Below are 16026 nucleotides of genomic sequence, written 5' to 3'. Positions count from 1 at the left end.
TTAAATAAGATTTCCTGAGTCGTAGATTTTCATAAAATAATGCTATTTTTTACTATATTTGCCTTAGAATAATGCTTTCGCTAACTGAATAATATGAGTGAAGAAACCCCAAAATATGACCCTCTACAACAAAAAGAGGTAATTGATGATATGTTCGAGAATTGGTTTCTCGATTATGCCTCTTATGTAATTCTTGAGCGTGCTGTTCCTGCCATCGAAGATGGACTTAAACCTGTGCAACGCCGTATTATGCACGCACTCAAAGAGATGGATGATGGGCGATTCAATAAAGTTGCCAATGTTATCGGTTCAAGTATGCAGTTCCACCCACATGGGGATGCTTCCATTGGAGATGCCATTGTTTCGATGGGGCAAAAAAACCTCTTGCTTGATACACAAGGAAACTGGGGAGATGTGCGTACTGGTGATGGTGCGGCGGCTCCTCGTTATATCGAAGTGCGTTTATCAAAATTTGCCAACGATGTCCTTTTTAATGAAGACACCACCGAATGGCAAATGTCTTATGACGGTCGCAAGCGTGAACCTGTCAATTTGCCTTCCAAATTTCCTTTACTTTTAGCTCAAGGCGTAGAAGGGATTGCGGTTGGACTTTCAACCAAAGTAATGCCGCATAATTTTGTAGAACTTTGTGAAGCTTCGATTGCTTGTTTGAAAAAAGAGCCTTTTCAACTTTTTCCAGATTTCTTGACTGGTGGTATGGTTGATGTGGCTACCTATAATGATGGTGCAAGAGGTGGAAAAATAAAAGTCCGTGCAAAAATCGCTGAACTCGACAAAAAAACACTCGAAATTCAAGAGATTCCATTCAGCACAACTACTGCAACTTTGATTGATTCGATCATCAAAGCAAATGATGCAGGAAAAATCAAAATCAAAAAAGTAGAAGATAATACGGCTAAAGATGTTTCCATCATCATCCATTTAGCTCCTAATACCTCACCTGATATTACGATTGATGCACTCTATGCTTTTACAGAGTGTGAAAACTCTATTTCGCCTAATGCATGTATTATCATTGATAATAAACCTCACTTTGTTACTGTCAGTGATATTCTAAAAAAATGTACTGAGCAAACCCAACATTTATTGCAACGTGAGCTTGAAATTAGAAGACACGAATTGAAAGAAAAGTTGCTTTATAGTTCATTAGAAAAGATTTTCATCGAAAATAAAATCTATCGAGACATTGAAGAATGTACAACTTTTGAGGCGGTTATTCAAACCGTTGACAAAGGTTTAGAGCCTTTCAAAAAAGATTTTTATAGAGAAATTATCGAAGATGATTTACTAAGATTATTAGAAATTCGTATCAAACGTATTTCAAAATATGATTCATTCAAAGCCGACGAATTAATGAAACGTTTGCTTGATGAATTGGCAGAAGTCGAAGATAATTTAGCTAATATTGTTCGTTATACCATTGCTTTTTACAAAGAATTACTCAAAAAATACGGTAAAGGGCGTGAAAGAAAAACTGAAATTCGACACTTTGGAGCAGTACAAGCAACTGTTGTTGCAGCCAATAATCAAAAATTATATGTTGATCGTGAAGGTGGTTTTATTGGTTATGGCTTGAAAAAGGATGAGTACATTATGGATTGCTCTGATATTGATGAAATCATTGCTTTCAAACGAGATGGTAAATATGTCATCACAAAAATCCAAGAAAAAGGTTTTGTAGGCAAAGATATTATTTATTGTTCGGTTTTCAGAAAAAATGATGAACGAAAGATTTATAATGCCGTTTATCTTGATGGAAAATCTGGAACTTCTTATGCCAAACGTTTCTTCGTAACGGGTATCACTCGTGACAAAGAATACGATATTACGATGGGAAATCCAAAATCGAAAGTATTGTATTTTACTGCCAACGACAACGGTGAAGCTGAAAGCATTTTGGTTAATTTGACAGCCAATTCAACTGCCAAAAAGAAACAATTCGATTGGGATTTCTCGACACTTGCTATCAAAAACAGAAGTTCTATGGGCAACGTTTTGACCAAGTTTCCTATCAGGAAAGTTGTATTAAAATCTGCTGGTAAATCAACACTTGGTGGAGTTGACATTTGGTTTGATGCGGTTATTGGCAAACTCAATCGTGATGAACATGGGCAGTATTTGGGCAATTTTGGTTCAGAAGATAAAATATTGGTCATCTATAAAGACGGACAATATGAGTTTACAAACTTTGAACTCACCAATCGCTATGAACAGAAAGATATTCTAAAAGTAGTTAAATTTGAGCCTGAAAGACCTATTTCTTGCTTACATTATGAGGGTGAACATAAAATCTATTATATCAAACGTTTCAAGATAGAAACCACTACGATGGATAAGAAGTTTTTGTTCATTTCTGATACCAAAAACTCACGTCTATTAGCAGTAAGTTTAGACAAATATCCAAGAATAGAAATCAAGACAAAAGCAGATAAAAAAGCTACGATTGAGAAACAAACAATTAATGTAGATGAATTCGTAGAAGTGCGTGGTTGGAAAGCCATTGGGCAAAAAATTAATACTTACGAAATCGTAGAGGTAAAAATACTTGAGCCAAAGGCTGAGGAAGTTATCAGTGAGCAGTCGGGCAGCGTACCGCTATCAGTGAACAGTGAACAGTTGCCTGATAATGAAAATCTTGATAATCAAGAAGATGACAAGCAATTGGCTTTGTTTTAAGGGTTATTGATGTTCGAAATTCGATGTTAGAGGTTTGGTAAGGTACAACAAAGAATGGATGTAAGAAAAATCGAACATCTAACCTCTAATATCGAACATCGAAATTTTAAAACTCCCAAACAGTTGGATTTTGGTGTCGGCGTAGGTGTTTTCGGACTTCCATCCAAAAAGCTAAAACTAAATAAATAATAATTGGAGAGCCAAACGTAAAAAAAGAAGCATAGATAAAATATATCCTAATGCTTCCTGCTGAAAAGTTTAACTTTTCACCAAGTTTAGAACAAACTCCAAAAAGCTGGTTCTCGACCAAGTATCTTAACTTTCCTGTTTTTAGCATTGTCTGTTGAATTTTGAATACGAAAGTAATAAAAAAAATAGTTTTGTCAAGCCATTAACAATAAAATAACAAAAAGAAGTATGATTTAATACAAATAAATATGCGTTTTGTACAAATATCTTTTTTCTAAAAACTTGCATTGTCTTGAAAAATCCGTAAATTGCCAATCATTTATTTACTTTTTTAATTTATTTTATTGTAATGCAAACAGGCGTAGTAAAATTCTTCAACGAGACTAAAGGCTTTGGTTTTGTCGTTGATGACGTTTCAGGGCAAGAAATCTTCGTTCACGTGACAGGTCTTAACGGCACAAAAATTCGTGAAAACGACCACATTCAATACGATGTTGTTGAAGGTCGCAAAGGTTTGAATGCAGTCAACGTGAAAAAAATATAGTTTTTTTCTGTTTAAGATTGATTTCAGTGCCACAATCCTCGTTAAAGTTCTCTTTGACGAGGTTTTTTGTATCATTTTGGTACGAAAAAGCCTACGTATATTTACGATATTCATTAGGGGTTTTTACGCATTAGTAATACCAAAATATTCGTAAACTCTTGATTATAAACTATTTACAAACAATTGATTATATTCCATAATTTTGTAATAGTATAATTTATTTATATTTTTGATTTTCTTTATCAAACTTGATTTTAGAATGAAAAAGATTGTCGAACTACTGAAAAAAATATTCTCAATATTCAAAAAAACAAACACACCTCCAACCATGAAAGAAAGACTCCTCAACGCTGGTTCATTTTTCCGTATGTCAGCTATTCAAGGTCATGTTAAAAACCTGATCGCTCATGTCAAAGCTAAAAAAGCTTCTTCAGAAGTATTCATCGAAGACGATGGCGATATTAGAAGAGCCGAGCTTTTCGGAAAAAATGTTATTAATAAGTTACTCGCTGATAAAGGTGGAAAAGAAGTAGTAGGAATTAGAATTTATTATGGCCATGCTTTCGAAGATGCCGATGGGAATATCGTTAAAGCAGGTGGTAAATTACGTCCACGTTTATTTTTAGTACCAGTAGATGAGAATGGAAAAGATATTGGGTTTGACGAATCTGGCTTAAAAGATGAACCAAATGGCGACGGTGCTGGAGGTGGCTTGCCTTGCCCTAAAACCTGTGCTTAATATATGTGGGATAGATTTATAAGCCAAACGCTCAAATATCCGATTCTTATGGCATCGGTATTTGCTACAGTTATACCCATTGCTATTGGCTTTTTTCGTTATAAATACTTATCAAAAGAAAATAAAATACTATTGTATTATTTAGTAGTTTATTTTCTTTTGGATTTGGATTCCCTATGGCTGAATTTAAACCGAAAAAGCAATATATTTAATTTTAATTTCTCAGAACTCTTAGAGATTTCTGTTATTTGCTATGTGTTTTTTCAATTAAATACGACAAAAATTAAACGCATCTTTACTACCCTATTATTTTTTGTTTGTATTATCATAGGAATTTGGAAATTCGATTTTGTCGAATTTTCCTACTTCCCTTATACAATCAACAGGCTTGCGTATCTGGTACTTGTTTTTACTTATTTTGATACACTACTCGCCGAAACCTCGGTAAAAAATATTCTTATTCATTCTCCATTTTGGCTTTGTGCCGGACTAATCATTTATTCAACGGGTAGTTTATTGATTTTTTTATTTGGTAAACAAATTTTCTCAATCAATGCCCCCGATGAGCTATTTATTCAATTTTACACACTTGTATCAATCATTAATATTATATTTAGATTGCTATTAGGGGTGTCATTTTTTGTAAGTAAATATGAAAAGCCGTAACTTTCCATTTTATTACTGATTGTTTCTATCTGTCTTTAATTATGGTCGAAAATCAATATACGCTAATTATAATAGGAACCTGCCTGTTACTTTTGATGGGTGTAGTATTGATAGTTTTTGTGGCTTATTATCAACAAAAACAACTTAGAAGAGACCTCCAACAACAAAAGCAAATTCAAGAACTTAAAGATGAAATGCAACGCCAACTCTTGGAATCAGCCTTAGAAGTACAAGAAGTTGAGCGTGTACGTATTGCCAAAGACCTCCACGATGAAGTTGGAGCGATGCTTTCGGCTACCAAAATGAGTTTTAATCAATTGCTACGCAAAATTGACAATACATCCGATCTGACGACATTGGGCAAACAAACAAAAGAACTATTAGATGAATCAATCGGGCATGTGCGTCGTATCTCAAAAGAATTAGTGCCAAGCACACTCGAAGAATTTGGTCTAATGTGGGCCATTGATGAATTTATTCAAAAAATTCATTTAGCATCAGGGGTTTTATTTGTCTTTAGTCATGAAGGTATTGAAGCCAATCAACGGTTTGATAAAAGAATAGAATTAACTATTTACCGCATTGCCCAAGAATTAGTCAACAATGCTCTCAAACACGCCGAAGCTGAACAAATTACTTTGAAATTGGCATCCGAACAAAAAAAAATAATATTTACCTTTACCGATAATGGCAGAGGATTCGACCTCGAAAAAGTTCGTAAAGACCCAAAATCAGGTTTAGGAATACGAAATGTCGAAAGCCGTTTGAGTGTAATCAATGGCAAATTAGATATGAAGTCAGTCATTGGTCAAGGTACAACTACAGTCGTAGAAATCCCTTTATAGAATGCTGAGTCTTGAGTTCTGAGTGTCGCTTTATTTGCGATTTATTCTCAGAACTTGACAAAGAGATTTGTCAATTCAGAATTCAGAACTCAAAACTTAGAACTTAAAAAGATTATGTCAAAAATTCAAATAGCAGTCGTTGATGATCACAGTTTATTTCGGAAAGGAATGATTTCTATTCTGCAACAAGTGATTGACTTTGAGGTCGTGATGGAAGCCACGAACGGGCAAGAGTTTTTAGATAAATTACCTACTCAAGCCATTGATGTGGTATTAATGGATTTACAAATGCCTGTACTTGATGGTATCAAAACGACTGAAATTGTTCGTGCCAAATACCCTGAAACAAAAGTTTTAATACTTTCCATGCACGACGAAGACCAATTTGTATTGCATTTAATGGAAATTGGAGCAAATGGTTATTTACTGAAAGACACCGACCCTGAAGAAGTAGAAAAGGCAATCAGAAAAGTATATGAAACTGATATTTATTTTAGTGATTTTGTGAGCAAAATAATGCTTCGTAAAATGAACCGAAAAACGCAGCAGGAAAACAAAATCTTCAATTATAAAACTGACCTTTCGGAGCGTGAGCTACAAGTATTGAAATACATTTGTGAAGGCTTAACAACTGCCGAAATAGGCGATATTGTTGCTCTCAGTCCACGCACAGTTGAAGGGCATCGCCTACGTATGATGGAAAAACTTGGTTTAAAAAACACCGCAGGTTTGGTGGCATTTGCAATTAGAAATAATCTTTGTTAGGAATTAGGTGTTAGGATTTAGATTTTGTGTTTCAATTACAAATCGTTAGCATTATACTTCACTGAATTTATATGCTTATCTGAAAAACTTACGATTACATCCCAAAACCTAACACCTAATCCCTAAACCCAAACACCTAATTCCTAAAACCTAATTCCTACCCAACAACTGCCGAAAACTCAATTTCAACCAAATAATCTTTACCAATCAAAGCACTTACTTCTACCATCGTTGTACATGGCTTGATTTGTCCAAAAAATTCTCCGTGAGCTTTACCTATTTCTTCCCATTTAGAAATATCTGTGGTGAAAATTCGAGTACGAATCACATCACTCAATTTAGCACCTAATTGCTCCAATACTTTTTCTACTTTTATAATGATAAATTTTGTTTGGATATAAACATCATTTTTTCCAACAATTTCACCACTGCCATCAGTTGCAACTGTACCAGTTACTTCTATAATATTTCCAATTTTTACCGCACGTGAATAACCCACGATGTCTTCCCATTTAGCTCCAGTCGAGATATTTACTCTTTCCATTATTTTTTTGTTTTTTTTAAATCAACTTAAAATCTAATACTTACATTCAGACATTTTATTAGAAAAATGTTCTAAATCAACAATTTTCTGCCATCTTGTCAGGAAATTTCCTATTGGCAAAATAATTGTCGAAATTTGCAAAAAATAAACCTGATTACAAAATGGCAGATAATATAGAAGAACAGGCACAGACAACTAATAATAATGAAGAGTTGACAGATAATGGAGATGTGTTAGAATTAGAAAACGAGGTAGTGGAAGAAAATGGCTCGGTACTGGAAGACCAACTTGCAGAAGCAAAGGATAAATATTTACGCTTATATGCTGATTTTGAAAACTTCCGTCGTCGCACAGCCAAAGAAAAGATTGAAATGATTCAAAACGCTTCAGAAGGCTTAATTAAAGATCTTATTCCTGTGATTGATGATTTTGAGCGTGCTAATAAATCTTTTGAAACTGTAACAGAAGTAGAGCCGTTGAAAGAAGGGATTGCTCTTATATTTCACAAATTACAAAAAACTTTGGCAAGCAAAGGCTTGAAAACAATGGATGTAAAAGACCAAGATTTCGACGCTGATTTGCACGAATGTATTACTCAGTTTGCCGCTGGTGAAGATAAAAAAGGCAAGGTTATTGATGAGGTAGAAAAAGGTTATTTCTTAAACGAAAAAGTTATCCGCTACGCAAAAGTTGTGGTTGGAAGCTAAATATAATGAAGAATTACGAATGACGAATTACGAATAAATAACATTCGTCTTTCGTCATTCGTAATTCGTAATTCAAGAAAAATGGCACAAAAGAAAGATTATTACGAATTATTGGGCGTTGCTAAAAACGCTTCGGAAGATGATTTGAAAAAAGCCTACCGAAAATTGGCGATTCAATACCACCCTGACAAAAACCCTGGTGATAAAGTTGCCGAGGAAAAATTTAAAGAAATTGCTGAAGCTTATGGTGTATTATCCGACTCCGAAAAACGTCAACGCTATGACCAATTCGGGCATCAAGGTGTAGGTGGTGCCAGTGGTTTTGGTGGTGGGCAAGGTGTCAATATGGAAGATATTTTCAGTCAATTTGGAGATATTTTTGGTAATGATAGTCCATTTGGTAGTTTCTTTGGCGGTGGAGGAGGTGGTGGCCGTCGTGGTGGACAAGCCATGAGAAAAGGTTCGGATTTGAGAATAAAACTCAAACTCGACTTAGAAGAAATTGCCAACGGTGTTGAGAAAAAAATAAAAGTAAAACGCTACGTTTCATGTAATGCTTGTACAGGAAATGGCTCAAAACATGGTACTTCACTCAAAACTTGTACCACTTGTAATGGTCAGGGTCAAGTACGTAAAGTTGTAAATACCATGCTCGGGCAAATGGTTTCGACCAGCCCTTGTCCTACTTGTCAAGGCGAAGGAAAAGTGGTAACTGAGCGTTGTGATGTATGTTTTGGTGAAGGTCGTCAATTGAATGAAGACTTATTGAGTATCAAAATTCCAGCAGGTGTGGGTGAAGGTATGCAATTATCCATGACAGGCAAAGGAAATGTTCCTACTCGTGGGGGTATTGCAGGAGATTTATTGATTGTTATTGAAGAAGAAGAACACCCAGAGCTTAAACGTGATGGCAGTAATATTGTCTATGATTTACGTTTAAATTTTGCTGATGCAGCATTAGGTAAAGATGTAGAAATACCTACAGTTGGTGGAAAAGTAAAAATTGTAATAAAGGCAGGTACGCAATCAGGTGAGATTTTACGTTTAAAAGGCAAAGGGTTGAAAGAACTCAACAGCTATGGCGTAGGCGACCAATTGGTTCATGTAAGTCTCTACACTCCTACTTCGATTAATTCGGAAGAGAGAGCCATGCTTGAAAAAATGAGAACATTGCCAAACTTCCAACCAAAAACTGACAAAAACGAAAGAAGTATCTTTGATAAAATGAAAGATTTCTTTCATTGATAAGTGATATTTTTTTGATAGTTAAACAGGCATGAGAAAATCAAAATCTCATGCCTGTTTTTATTTCGTAACTATATGTTGTCTAACAATCTATTTCACTTTGACAACCACTTTTCCTTTGGCACGACCTGCTTCTACGTAAGACATCGCTTCGTTAGTTTGCTCAAATGGAAATACTTTATCCATCACAGGTTTTATAACACCCGACTCTATTAGTTTTGTAATTTGGCTTAATTGTTCTCCTTGTGCTTTCATAAAAAGAAAAGAAAAGTTCACCTGCAATCTTCTTGCTTTTTTCTTAATACTAAAACTCAATAAACGCATTATCATTTTAACCAACCAAGACAAACCGACTTCATTTGCAAATTCAACATCAGGTGGGCCCGAAATTGAAATTACTTTTCCAGCAGATTTTAATATTTTCAACGATTTTTCAAGTGTTTTTGCATCTTGACTATTCAACACTACGTCGTAATCTTTAAGTATCGTTTCAAAATCTTCTGTTTTATAATCAATCACAATATCGGCACCAAGACTTTTAACTAAATCTTTATTGACCGAGCTTGTTGTTGTAGCTACAGTAGCTCCCAAATGTTTAGCCAACTGAATAGCAAATGTACCTACGCCACCCGAACCAGCTTGTATAAATACTTTTTGTCCTTTTTTTAACTTCGCTTTTTCAACAAGTGCCTGCCAAGCCGTCAAACCTACTAATGGAATCGAGGCAGCTTCATCCATTGTCAGATTTTTTGGTTTAAAAGCTAAATCATTTTCAGTGATAGCAATATACTCAGCAAATGTACCAATATGATAGTCAGCAGGTCGTGAATAAACCTCATCGCCGACCTTATATTTAGAAACTTTTGAACCAATTTTTACAACTACCCCTGCCACATCGTGTCCTAAAATGAAAGGAGGTTTATATGGCAATAAAAGTTTGAATTCACCATCTTTTATTTTTGAATCTAACAAATTGACACCCGCTGAATGTACTTGTACTAATACTTCATTTTCGTTTATATCAGGTTCGGCAATATCAATAAATTTTAATTTTTCGTTTTTGCCGTAGCGATTAAGAACAAATGCTTTCATTTTTCTACATTTTAAATTTATTGATATTTTTTAAAATTGATTTTTCAAATGTTTTGTAGGCAAAAAGTTGAATAGCAAGAAAGACCGATGCACCTTTACCAACAGGATGATTAAACGTTGGATTTTTATCTTCTATCAATTTTATTAGGGTATTTATGACAGGTGTAGGTTCGGGAGCATTAGTAAATAAATCTTTTGAGAATTTTCCGATTTTGTTGCGATAAGTATCGTAATCATTTATTTTACCATCGGCAGCAACTGAACTACTTATAATATTGGTTTTGAAACCCATTGGCTCAACCATTGCAACTTTGATATTAAATTCATTTAACTCAAATCTCAATGACTTAAAATACCCTTCCAATGCGTGTTTGGAAGCACCGTAGTAGGCAGCACTTGGAAAATTGAGTAAACCCATAATAGACCCAACGGTTAGTATTTTGCCAAATCGTTGCTTTCTAAAATTGGGTAAAAGTTCATTTGTAAGTTTAATCGTCCCCCAAAAATTCGTTTCAAATTGTTGTCGTCCTAACTCGATTGAAGTTTCTTCTGCCAAACCAGATAAATAAAAACCTGCATTGTTTATCAACACATCTAATTGCTTGATTTCACTAAAAAGTTCTTTGGTAAAAGACTTAATAGAATTATCATCAGCAATATCTAAAGCCAATAATTTGAAGGGTACGAGGTTTTGATGTTTTTCAGGATTACGACTTGTCCCAATTACGTTGTAACCACTTTCGTGTAGCTTATTGGCAATCAAAAGACCAAAGCCCGATGATGCACCTGTAATTAAAATATTTTGTTTCATTTCTTTTTGTTTTAAATACTAATGTGTAATTTTACTTGCAAATTGCAAGTGCAAATATACAAACAACTTTCAAAATGCAAGTGGTATTTAAAAATTATTTTTATGGATTCTACAAAAAAAAGGTCAGACTGTCCAATTAGTTGCTCTCTTGATATTTGGGGCGACAAATGGTCATTGCTGATAATCAGAGACTTGATGTTTAAAAAGGAGTGTACTTATGGCGATTTCCTCAAATCGGCTGAGAAAATTGCTACCAATATCTTAGCTTCGAGGTTGCAAACTTTGGAAGAGAATGGGTTAATTCAAAAATTAGCTCACCCTGAAAGTAAGGCAAAAGTTTTGTATAGACTTACTGAAAAAGGAATTGATTTATTGCCAATTTTGATTGAAATTCATCTTTGGGCAGATAAATACTCAACAATTCCTGAAGAGATTAAACCAATAATCAAAGAGACTAAAAAAGACAAGGAAGGATTTATTAATTTAATGACAAAAGAGTTGAAAAGTAGCATAAGATAGAAGAAAATATTAATTAAATGCACCAAACATATTATCAATAGTAGGGCTTGATGGAATAACAATATGTCAAATAGCATACTGTTTTATTTCTATTTTGTCGAATAGTTTCAAAAAGCAATAGCCTGAAATGTCATAATCTCAGTTATATAGAAAATAGTATATTTTTTTGTCGAAAAAAATACAAAAAGTTTCACTATAAAATATTTCAAAGTATTTTGCAGAAATTAACAGAAATCAAATGAACAAAAATTACAAATGGTGGGTAGTTTTCATGCTGTGGTTTGTCTGTTTTTTTAACTATGCCGACCGTCAAGCTATTTTCTCGGTATTCCCTCTTTTAAAGCAAGAAATGGGTTTAAGCGATGTTCAACTGGGCATTGTGGGTGCTGCTTTCATGTGGGTTTATGCAGGATTTGGTGCGATTGCAGGGATTGTAGGTGATAGATTTCAACGCAAAACGCTTATCATTGGTGGTCTCATTTTTTGGTCATTGGTTACTATCGGAACAGCACTTTCTACTGACTATATTCATTTAGTAATTTGTCGTGCATTAGAAGGTTTTGGTGAAGCTTTTTACTTCCCAGCATCCATGTCGCTTCTGAGTGATTATCATAGCAAAGAAACTCGCTCAAAAGCCATGTCATTTCATCAATCAAGTGTATATGCAGGCACAATTGCTGGGGGAACAGTAGCTGGATTTATGGGACAATACTATGGCTGGCACACAAGTTTTTACCTTTTCGGTGGACTTGGTGTTTTATTGGGTGTTGTCTTACTTGGTTTTTTGAAAGAACCTGTGCGTGGGCAAGCTGAAGTTGATGCTGAAATTGAAGATGGTTCGCACGTATTACTTGACTTAAAACAAGGCAATATTTTGGATACTATCAAACAAGTTTTCAGCAAACCGATGGTTTGGATATTGGTAGCAGTATTTGTTGGAGCAAACTTTGTGGCAAGTATTTTCTTAACTTGGATGCCTTCATTCCTTTATAACAAGTTTAATATGAGCCTTTCGATGGCAGGTTTAAATGCTACTTTTTATCTACAAATGGCTTCTGTTTTGGGTGTTATTTCAGGTGGATTTTTAGCAGATAAATTAGTAAAAAGCTATAAGGGTGGTAGAATGATGGCTCAAAGCATTGGTCTGATAATGGGTGTACCATTCATATTTTTAGCTGGCTGGACACTCTCTATACCTATTTTAATTGTGGCTCTCATCGGTTTTGGTTATTTCAAAGGACTTTATGATGCCAATATTTGGGCTTCACTGCACGATGTTGTAAAACCCAAAAATAGAGCGACTGCCGTTGGTTTTATGAATTCAATTGGTTGGTTTGGTGGAGGCATTGCTCCTATTGCGATTGCTTATGCCAGTACAAAATACGGTATGAGTGCCTCTATCAGCACCACATCCCTTCTTTATCTAATTTTTGGTTTATTATTGATTTTTGGAATTTGGAAATTCATGAAAAAAGAGAAATCATAAACATTTTTCCTGCCAAAATCGAAGGCTTTCATGATTTTTTGTGTTCATTGAGGTTTTCTTTGATATGAATTTTCTTTATTTTAAGATTATTTAAGTTTCTTTTTTACCATTTTATCCCTCAAATTCCCTAATTTTGAGCCATCAAGAGAATATTCATTCACTAATCTCAAAAAATGAACAATTTCAAAAGGCTCAATAATATCGTCGGATGGGCGATTTTTGCCGTTGCATTACTTACTTATACCCTCACCGTTGAACCAACCGCCAGTTTTTGGGACTGCGGCGAATTCATCGCTTGTTCTTACAAACTTCAAGTTCCACACCCAGCAGGGGCTCCTCTTTTCTTATTGATAGGACGCATGGCTTCATTGCTTGCGGGAAGCGATGTAACCAAAGTAGCCTTAATGGTAAACATGGTTTCTGTCATTGCTTCAGCATTTACAATCTTGTTTATGTTTTGGACAATCTCGCTTTTGGCTCGTAAAGTTTTTGGCAAAAAAGGCGAAAATTTGGATACAACCGAAACAATATTAGTTCTTGGTGCCAGTGCTGTTGGTTCGTTGGTTTATACTTTTTCTGATTCATTCTGGTTTTCGGCAGTAGAAGCTGAGGTTTATGGAATGTCTTCTTTCTTTACCGCAATCGTTATTTGGGCTGCTTTCCGTTGGGAAAACATCGAAGATGAAGCTGCCGCAAACCGTTTCTTGATATTTACCGCTTATTTAGTAGGTCTTTCTATCGGAGTTCACTTATTGAACCTCGTTACGATTCCTGCTTTAGGCTTAGTTTATTACTACAAAAAAGCTAAAAAAATCACTTGGAAAGGTGGAATCGCTGCATTTTTAGTAGGGATGGTCGTTTTAGGAGTTGTCAATGTTGGTGTCATCACAGGTTTCCCTTCATTAGGGTTTACTTTTGAAAAACTATTTGTCAATAGCTTCGGAATGCCATTCAGCTCAGGTATTATTTTCTTCGTAATTTTATTGATTGGTGGATTAGCTTATGGTATTTTCTATACTCAAAAGAAAGAAATGGAAATTGCCAATACTGCCCTCCTTTCTTTCGCATTTGTGTTAATTGGTTATTCGTCATATACCATCGCTTTGATTCGTTCAAATTACAATCCTCCCATCAACGAAAACAATCCAAGCAATGTATTGAATTATGTTTCCTACTTGAAACGTGAACAATATGGTAGCCGTCCGTTATTATACGGCCCAGTATTCACTGGAAAATTAGAGTCGATTGAAAATGGCGAGCCTATTTATAAAATGGGTAAAGGCAAATATGAAATCTACGATTACAAGCCAACTTATATTTGGGGACCAAACAGCGAAAGTCTATTGCCTCGTATGTGGAGTACCGATGCTGGTCATCAACAAATTTATCGCCAAGAAATGGGGCTTGCTCAAGACCAAAAGCCAACCCTTTTTACCAATATTGGCTATATGTTTAAACGCCAAATGGGTTATATGTACTGGCGTTATTTTGCTTGGAATTTCTGGGGACGTTCGAGTGACATTGAAGGTGCAGGACCAACCAATATCTTAGAAACAAAGGCAAGTTTGCCACCTGCTATTAAAGAAAATCGAGGAAGAACCAACTTTTTCGGACTTCCTGTTATTTTAGGCATTTTGGGCTTACTTTATCACTACTTTCGTCGTGAACGTGATGCTTTGGTGATGTTCTTGTTGTTCTTATTCACAGGAATTGGTTTGGTTGTTTTCTTAAATTCTCCGCCAGTTGAGCCTCGTGAGCGTGATTACATTTATGTAGGTTCATTCTACATTTGGGCCATTTGGGTAGGTCTGGGTGTGATGGGCTTATTTGATTATGCACTCAAATTCATCAAAAACTCACAATCAAGAGCTATCGGTGCAACAGCTTTAGGTTTAGCAGTTCCATTGATTATGGCTCCGCAAACTTGGAAAGGTCATGACCGTTCTGGACGTTACCACCAAGTTGATTTTGCAAAAAACTTATTGAATTCTTGTGCAAAAAATGCCATATTATTTACGGGAGGTGATAATGATACTTTCCCTCTTTGGTATGTTCAAGAAGTAGAAGGCTTCCGTACTGATGTGCGTGTATGTAACCTTAGCTTGTTAGGAACTGATTGGTATTGTGAGCAAATGAAACGTAAAACCTATGAGTCAGAAGCTTTACCAATTACATTCAGCACTGACCAATTGTTGAGTGGTGTGAATGACCAAATTCCTTATGTTGAACGTCTGAAAGACCCTATCAATTTGAAGGATTATTTGGAATTAGTGAAGAAAAATGATCCTGCCATTCAAATTCCATTAACGACAGGTGAAAGCATTAATTCATTGCCATCTGATAGTCTTTTCTTGACTTATAATGTAGAAGATGTCAAGAAATTAGGCTTTGTTCCAAAACAATTTGAGCCTTTTTTAAGTGGTCAAATTACTTGGAATATCGGCAAGCGTGACTTGTTGAAAAATGATTTGATGCAACTCGAAATGATTGCTCAAAACAACTGGAAACGTCCAATTTATTTTGCAGGAACATTGGCCAATGATAATTATTTGAATCTTAAAGATTATATGCAATTGGAAGGCTATGCTTACCGTTTGTTGCCAATCAAAGTGAGTCAAGGAGATGATGGCTTTGCCAATACAGACATCATGTATGAAAATATGTTGAAGAAAATGTCGTGGAGAGGCATGGACAATCCAAATGTGTATTACGATTCAGAAACATATTTGAAAGTTCCAATCATTACTGCTCGTTTGGCGTTCTTGCGTTTGGCTGACCAATTGGTAAGAGAAGAGAAAAAAGCTAAAGCAAAAGAAGTTTTAGACTATGCTAATAAAGTTTTGCCTGATAAAGCTGTTCCTTTTGACCAATTATGTTCAAACTACGTCATGTATTACTTTGAGGTAGGTGATTCGAAAAAAGCAATGGAAATTGCCGAAACAATCACCAAGCGTGCAGATGGGAATTTGGCTTACTTTACAGAAAAAAGCAAGTACACAAGTGCTGAATGGATGCCAAACAATGTACAAGATTATCTCCAGATTAATCTCCGTAATTTGCAAGTTATTGCCAATATTTGCAGCCGAAACGGACAAGAAGCAGCCGCAAAACGCTACGAAGCTACGTACAATAAATATTATGACAGAGTAAGTCAGTAAGATTAATAAGTCATTTTTA

14 protein-coding genes are annotated in these 16026 nt (G+C 35.2%); 10 read left to right on the top strand and 4 right to left on the bottom strand.

Going from position 1 to position 16026, the window contains the following annotated elements; all coding sequences use genetic code 11:
* Positions 1-93 precede the first annotated feature (93 nt).
* Positions 94-2697 carry a DNA gyrase/topoisomerase IV subunit A gene (locus tag ACQUQZ_RS06040; RefSeq protein WP_435353890.1) on the top strand — a complete coding sequence of 868 codons (2604 nt, stop codon included), beginning with the start codon at positions 94-96 and terminating at the stop codon, positions 2695-2697.
* Positions 2698-2803: 106 nt separating this feature from the next.
* Here the strand turns inward: ACQUQZ_RS06040 and ACQUQZ_RS06035 are convergent, their stop codons facing one another.
* Positions 2804-3034 carry a PspC domain-containing protein gene (locus tag ACQUQZ_RS06035; protein WP_435353889.1) on the bottom strand — a complete coding sequence of 77 codons (231 nt, stop codon included), beginning with the start codon at positions 3032-3034 and terminating at the stop codon, positions 2804-2806.
* A gap of 201 nt (positions 3035-3235) precedes the next feature.
* Between ACQUQZ_RS06035 and ACQUQZ_RS06030 the strand changes: the two genes are divergently transcribed.
* The 4 genes from ACQUQZ_RS06030 to ACQUQZ_RS06015 all read left to right on the top strand — a co-directional run bounded on the left by ACQUQZ_RS06030 (position 3236) and on the right by ACQUQZ_RS06015 (position 6445).
* Positions 3236-3430 (top strand): cold-shock protein, encoded by a 195-nt coding sequence (locus tag ACQUQZ_RS06030; protein ID WP_435353888.1) that lies wholly within the window; start codon positions 3236-3238, stop codon positions 3428-3430.
* Between the two features lie 328 nt (positions 3431-3758).
* Entirely contained in the window at positions 3759-4169 is a 411-nt protein-coding gene (locus ACQUQZ_RS06025) for a hypothetical protein (protein WP_435353887.1), read from the top strand.
* A 707-nt stretch (positions 4170-4876) separates the two neighbouring features.
* Positions 4877-5680, top strand: coding sequence for a sensor histidine kinase (locus tag ACQUQZ_RS06020; RefSeq protein WP_435353886.1), 804 nt, complete (start codon positions 4877-4879; stop codon positions 5678-5680).
* Between the two features lie 114 nt (positions 5681-5794).
* Complete coding sequence (locus ACQUQZ_RS06015) at positions 5795-6445, top strand: response regulator (protein ID WP_435353885.1); 651 nt, start codon at positions 5795-5797, stop codon at positions 6443-6445.
* Between the two features lie 157 nt (positions 6446-6602).
* Here the strand turns inward: ACQUQZ_RS06015 and ACQUQZ_RS06010 are convergent, their stop codons facing one another.
* Positions 6603-6989, bottom strand: a complete 387-nt coding sequence (locus ACQUQZ_RS06010; RefSeq protein ID WP_435353884.1) for a RidA family protein — start codon at positions 6987-6989, stop codon at positions 6603-6605.
* 161 nt (positions 6990-7150) lie between these two features.
* Here ACQUQZ_RS06010 and ACQUQZ_RS06005 point away from each other — a divergent pair, with 161 nt between their 5' ends.
* Together ACQUQZ_RS06005 and dnaJ are read left to right on the top strand one after the other, a co-directional pair.
* On the top strand, positions 7151-7696 hold the full coding sequence (locus ACQUQZ_RS06005; RefSeq protein WP_435353883.1) for a nucleotide exchange factor GrpE: 546 nt from the start codon (positions 7151-7153) through the stop codon (positions 7694-7696).
* Between the two features lie 81 nt (positions 7697-7777).
* Positions 7778-8941, top strand: coding sequence for a molecular chaperone DnaJ (gene dnaJ, locus ACQUQZ_RS06000; RefSeq protein ID WP_435353882.1), 1164 nt, complete (start codon positions 7778-7780; stop codon positions 8939-8941).
* A gap of 90 nt (positions 8942-9031) precedes the next feature.
* Here the strand turns inward: dnaJ and ACQUQZ_RS05995 are convergent, their stop codons facing one another.
* Together ACQUQZ_RS05995 and ACQUQZ_RS05990 are read right to left on the bottom strand one after the other, a co-directional pair.
* Positions 9032-10033, bottom strand: coding sequence for an NADP-dependent oxidoreductase (locus ACQUQZ_RS05995; RefSeq protein ID WP_435353881.1), 1002 nt, complete (start codon positions 10031-10033; stop codon positions 9032-9034).
* A gap of 4 nt (positions 10034-10037) precedes the next feature.
* Positions 10038-10844, bottom strand: coding sequence for an SDR family NAD(P)-dependent oxidoreductase (locus ACQUQZ_RS05990; RefSeq protein WP_435353880.1), 807 nt, complete (start codon positions 10842-10844; stop codon positions 10038-10040).
* A gap of 102 nt (positions 10845-10946) precedes the next feature.
* On the opposite strand from ACQUQZ_RS05990, the gene ACQUQZ_RS05985 reads away from it, so the two are divergent.
* From ACQUQZ_RS05985 to ACQUQZ_RS05975, 3 genes are all read left to right on the top strand, one after another.
* Positions 10947-11363 (top strand): winged helix-turn-helix transcriptional regulator, encoded by a 417-nt coding sequence (locus ACQUQZ_RS05985; protein WP_435353879.1) that lies wholly within the window; start codon positions 10947-10949, stop codon positions 11361-11363.
* Between the two features lie 238 nt (positions 11364-11601).
* Positions 11602-12849: an MFS transporter gene (locus tag ACQUQZ_RS05980; protein ID WP_435353878.1), complete on the top strand. Its 1248-nt coding sequence runs from the start codon at positions 11602-11604 to the stop codon at positions 12847-12849.
* A gap of 173 nt (positions 12850-13022) precedes the next feature.
* A complete protein-coding gene (locus ACQUQZ_RS05975) occupies positions 13023-16007 on the top strand; it encodes a glycosyltransferase family 117 protein (RefSeq protein ID WP_435353877.1) in 2985 nt (994 codons plus the stop codon).
* Positions 16008-16026 lie beyond the last annotated feature (19 nt).

Source organism: Emticicia sp. SJ17W-69 (genome assembly GCF_051209875.1).
Taxonomy (GTDB): domain Bacteria; phylum Bacteroidota; class Bacteroidia; order Cytophagales; family Spirosomataceae; genus Emticicia.
This window is presented reverse-complemented; position numbering and strand designations above follow the sequence as displayed.

Excerpts from the sequence above, each read along its gene's own strand:
- ACQUQZ_RS06040 (WP_435353890.1), top strand. The coding sequence starts at position 94 with ATGAGTGAAGAAACCCCAAAATATGACCCTCTACAACAAAAAGAGGTA.
- ACQUQZ_RS05975 (WP_435353877.1), top strand. The coding sequence starts at position 13,023 with ATGAACAATTTCAAAAGGCTCAATAATATCGTCGGATGGGCGATTTTT.
- ACQUQZ_RS05990 (WP_435353880.1), bottom strand. The coding sequence starts at position 10,844 with ATGAAACAAAATATTTTAATTACAGGTGCATCATCGGGCTTTGGTCTT.
- ACQUQZ_RS05985 (WP_435353879.1), top strand. The coding sequence starts at position 10,947 with ATGGATTCTACAAAAAAAAGGTCAGACTGTCCAATTAGTTGCTCTCTT.
- ACQUQZ_RS05995 (WP_435353881.1), bottom strand. The coding sequence starts at position 10,033 with ATGAAAGCATTTGTTCTTAATCGCTACGGCAAAAACGAAAAATTAAAA.
- ACQUQZ_RS06020 (WP_435353886.1), top strand. The coding sequence starts at position 4,877 with ATGGTCGAAAATCAATATACGCTAATTATAATAGGAACCTGCCTGTTA.
- ACQUQZ_RS06005 (WP_435353883.1), top strand. The coding sequence starts at position 7,151 with ATGGCAGATAATATAGAAGAACAGGCACAGACAACTAATAATAATGAA.
- ACQUQZ_RS05980 (WP_435353878.1), top strand. The coding sequence starts at position 11,602 with ATGAACAAAAATTACAAATGGTGGGTAGTTTTCATGCTGTGGTTTGTC.
- ACQUQZ_RS06010 (WP_435353884.1), bottom strand. The coding sequence starts at position 6,989 with ATGGAAAGAGTAAATATCTCGACTGGAGCTAAATGGGAAGACATCGTG.
- ACQUQZ_RS06015 (WP_435353885.1), top strand. The coding sequence starts at position 5,795 with ATGTCAAAAATTCAAATAGCAGTCGTTGATGATCACAGTTTATTTCGG.
- ACQUQZ_RS06030 (WP_435353888.1), top strand. The coding sequence starts at position 3,236 with ATGCAAACAGGCGTAGTAAAATTCTTCAACGAGACTAAAGGCTTTGGT.
- ACQUQZ_RS06025 (WP_435353887.1), top strand. The coding sequence starts at position 3,759 with ATGAAAGAAAGACTCCTCAACGCTGGTTCATTTTTCCGTATGTCAGCT.
- dnaJ (WP_435353882.1), top strand. The coding sequence starts at position 7,778 with ATGGCACAAAAGAAAGATTATTACGAATTATTGGGCGTTGCTAAAAAC.
- ACQUQZ_RS06035 (WP_435353889.1), bottom strand. The coding sequence starts at position 3,034 with ATGCTAAAAACAGGAAAGTTAAGATACTTGGTCGAGAACCAGCTTTTT.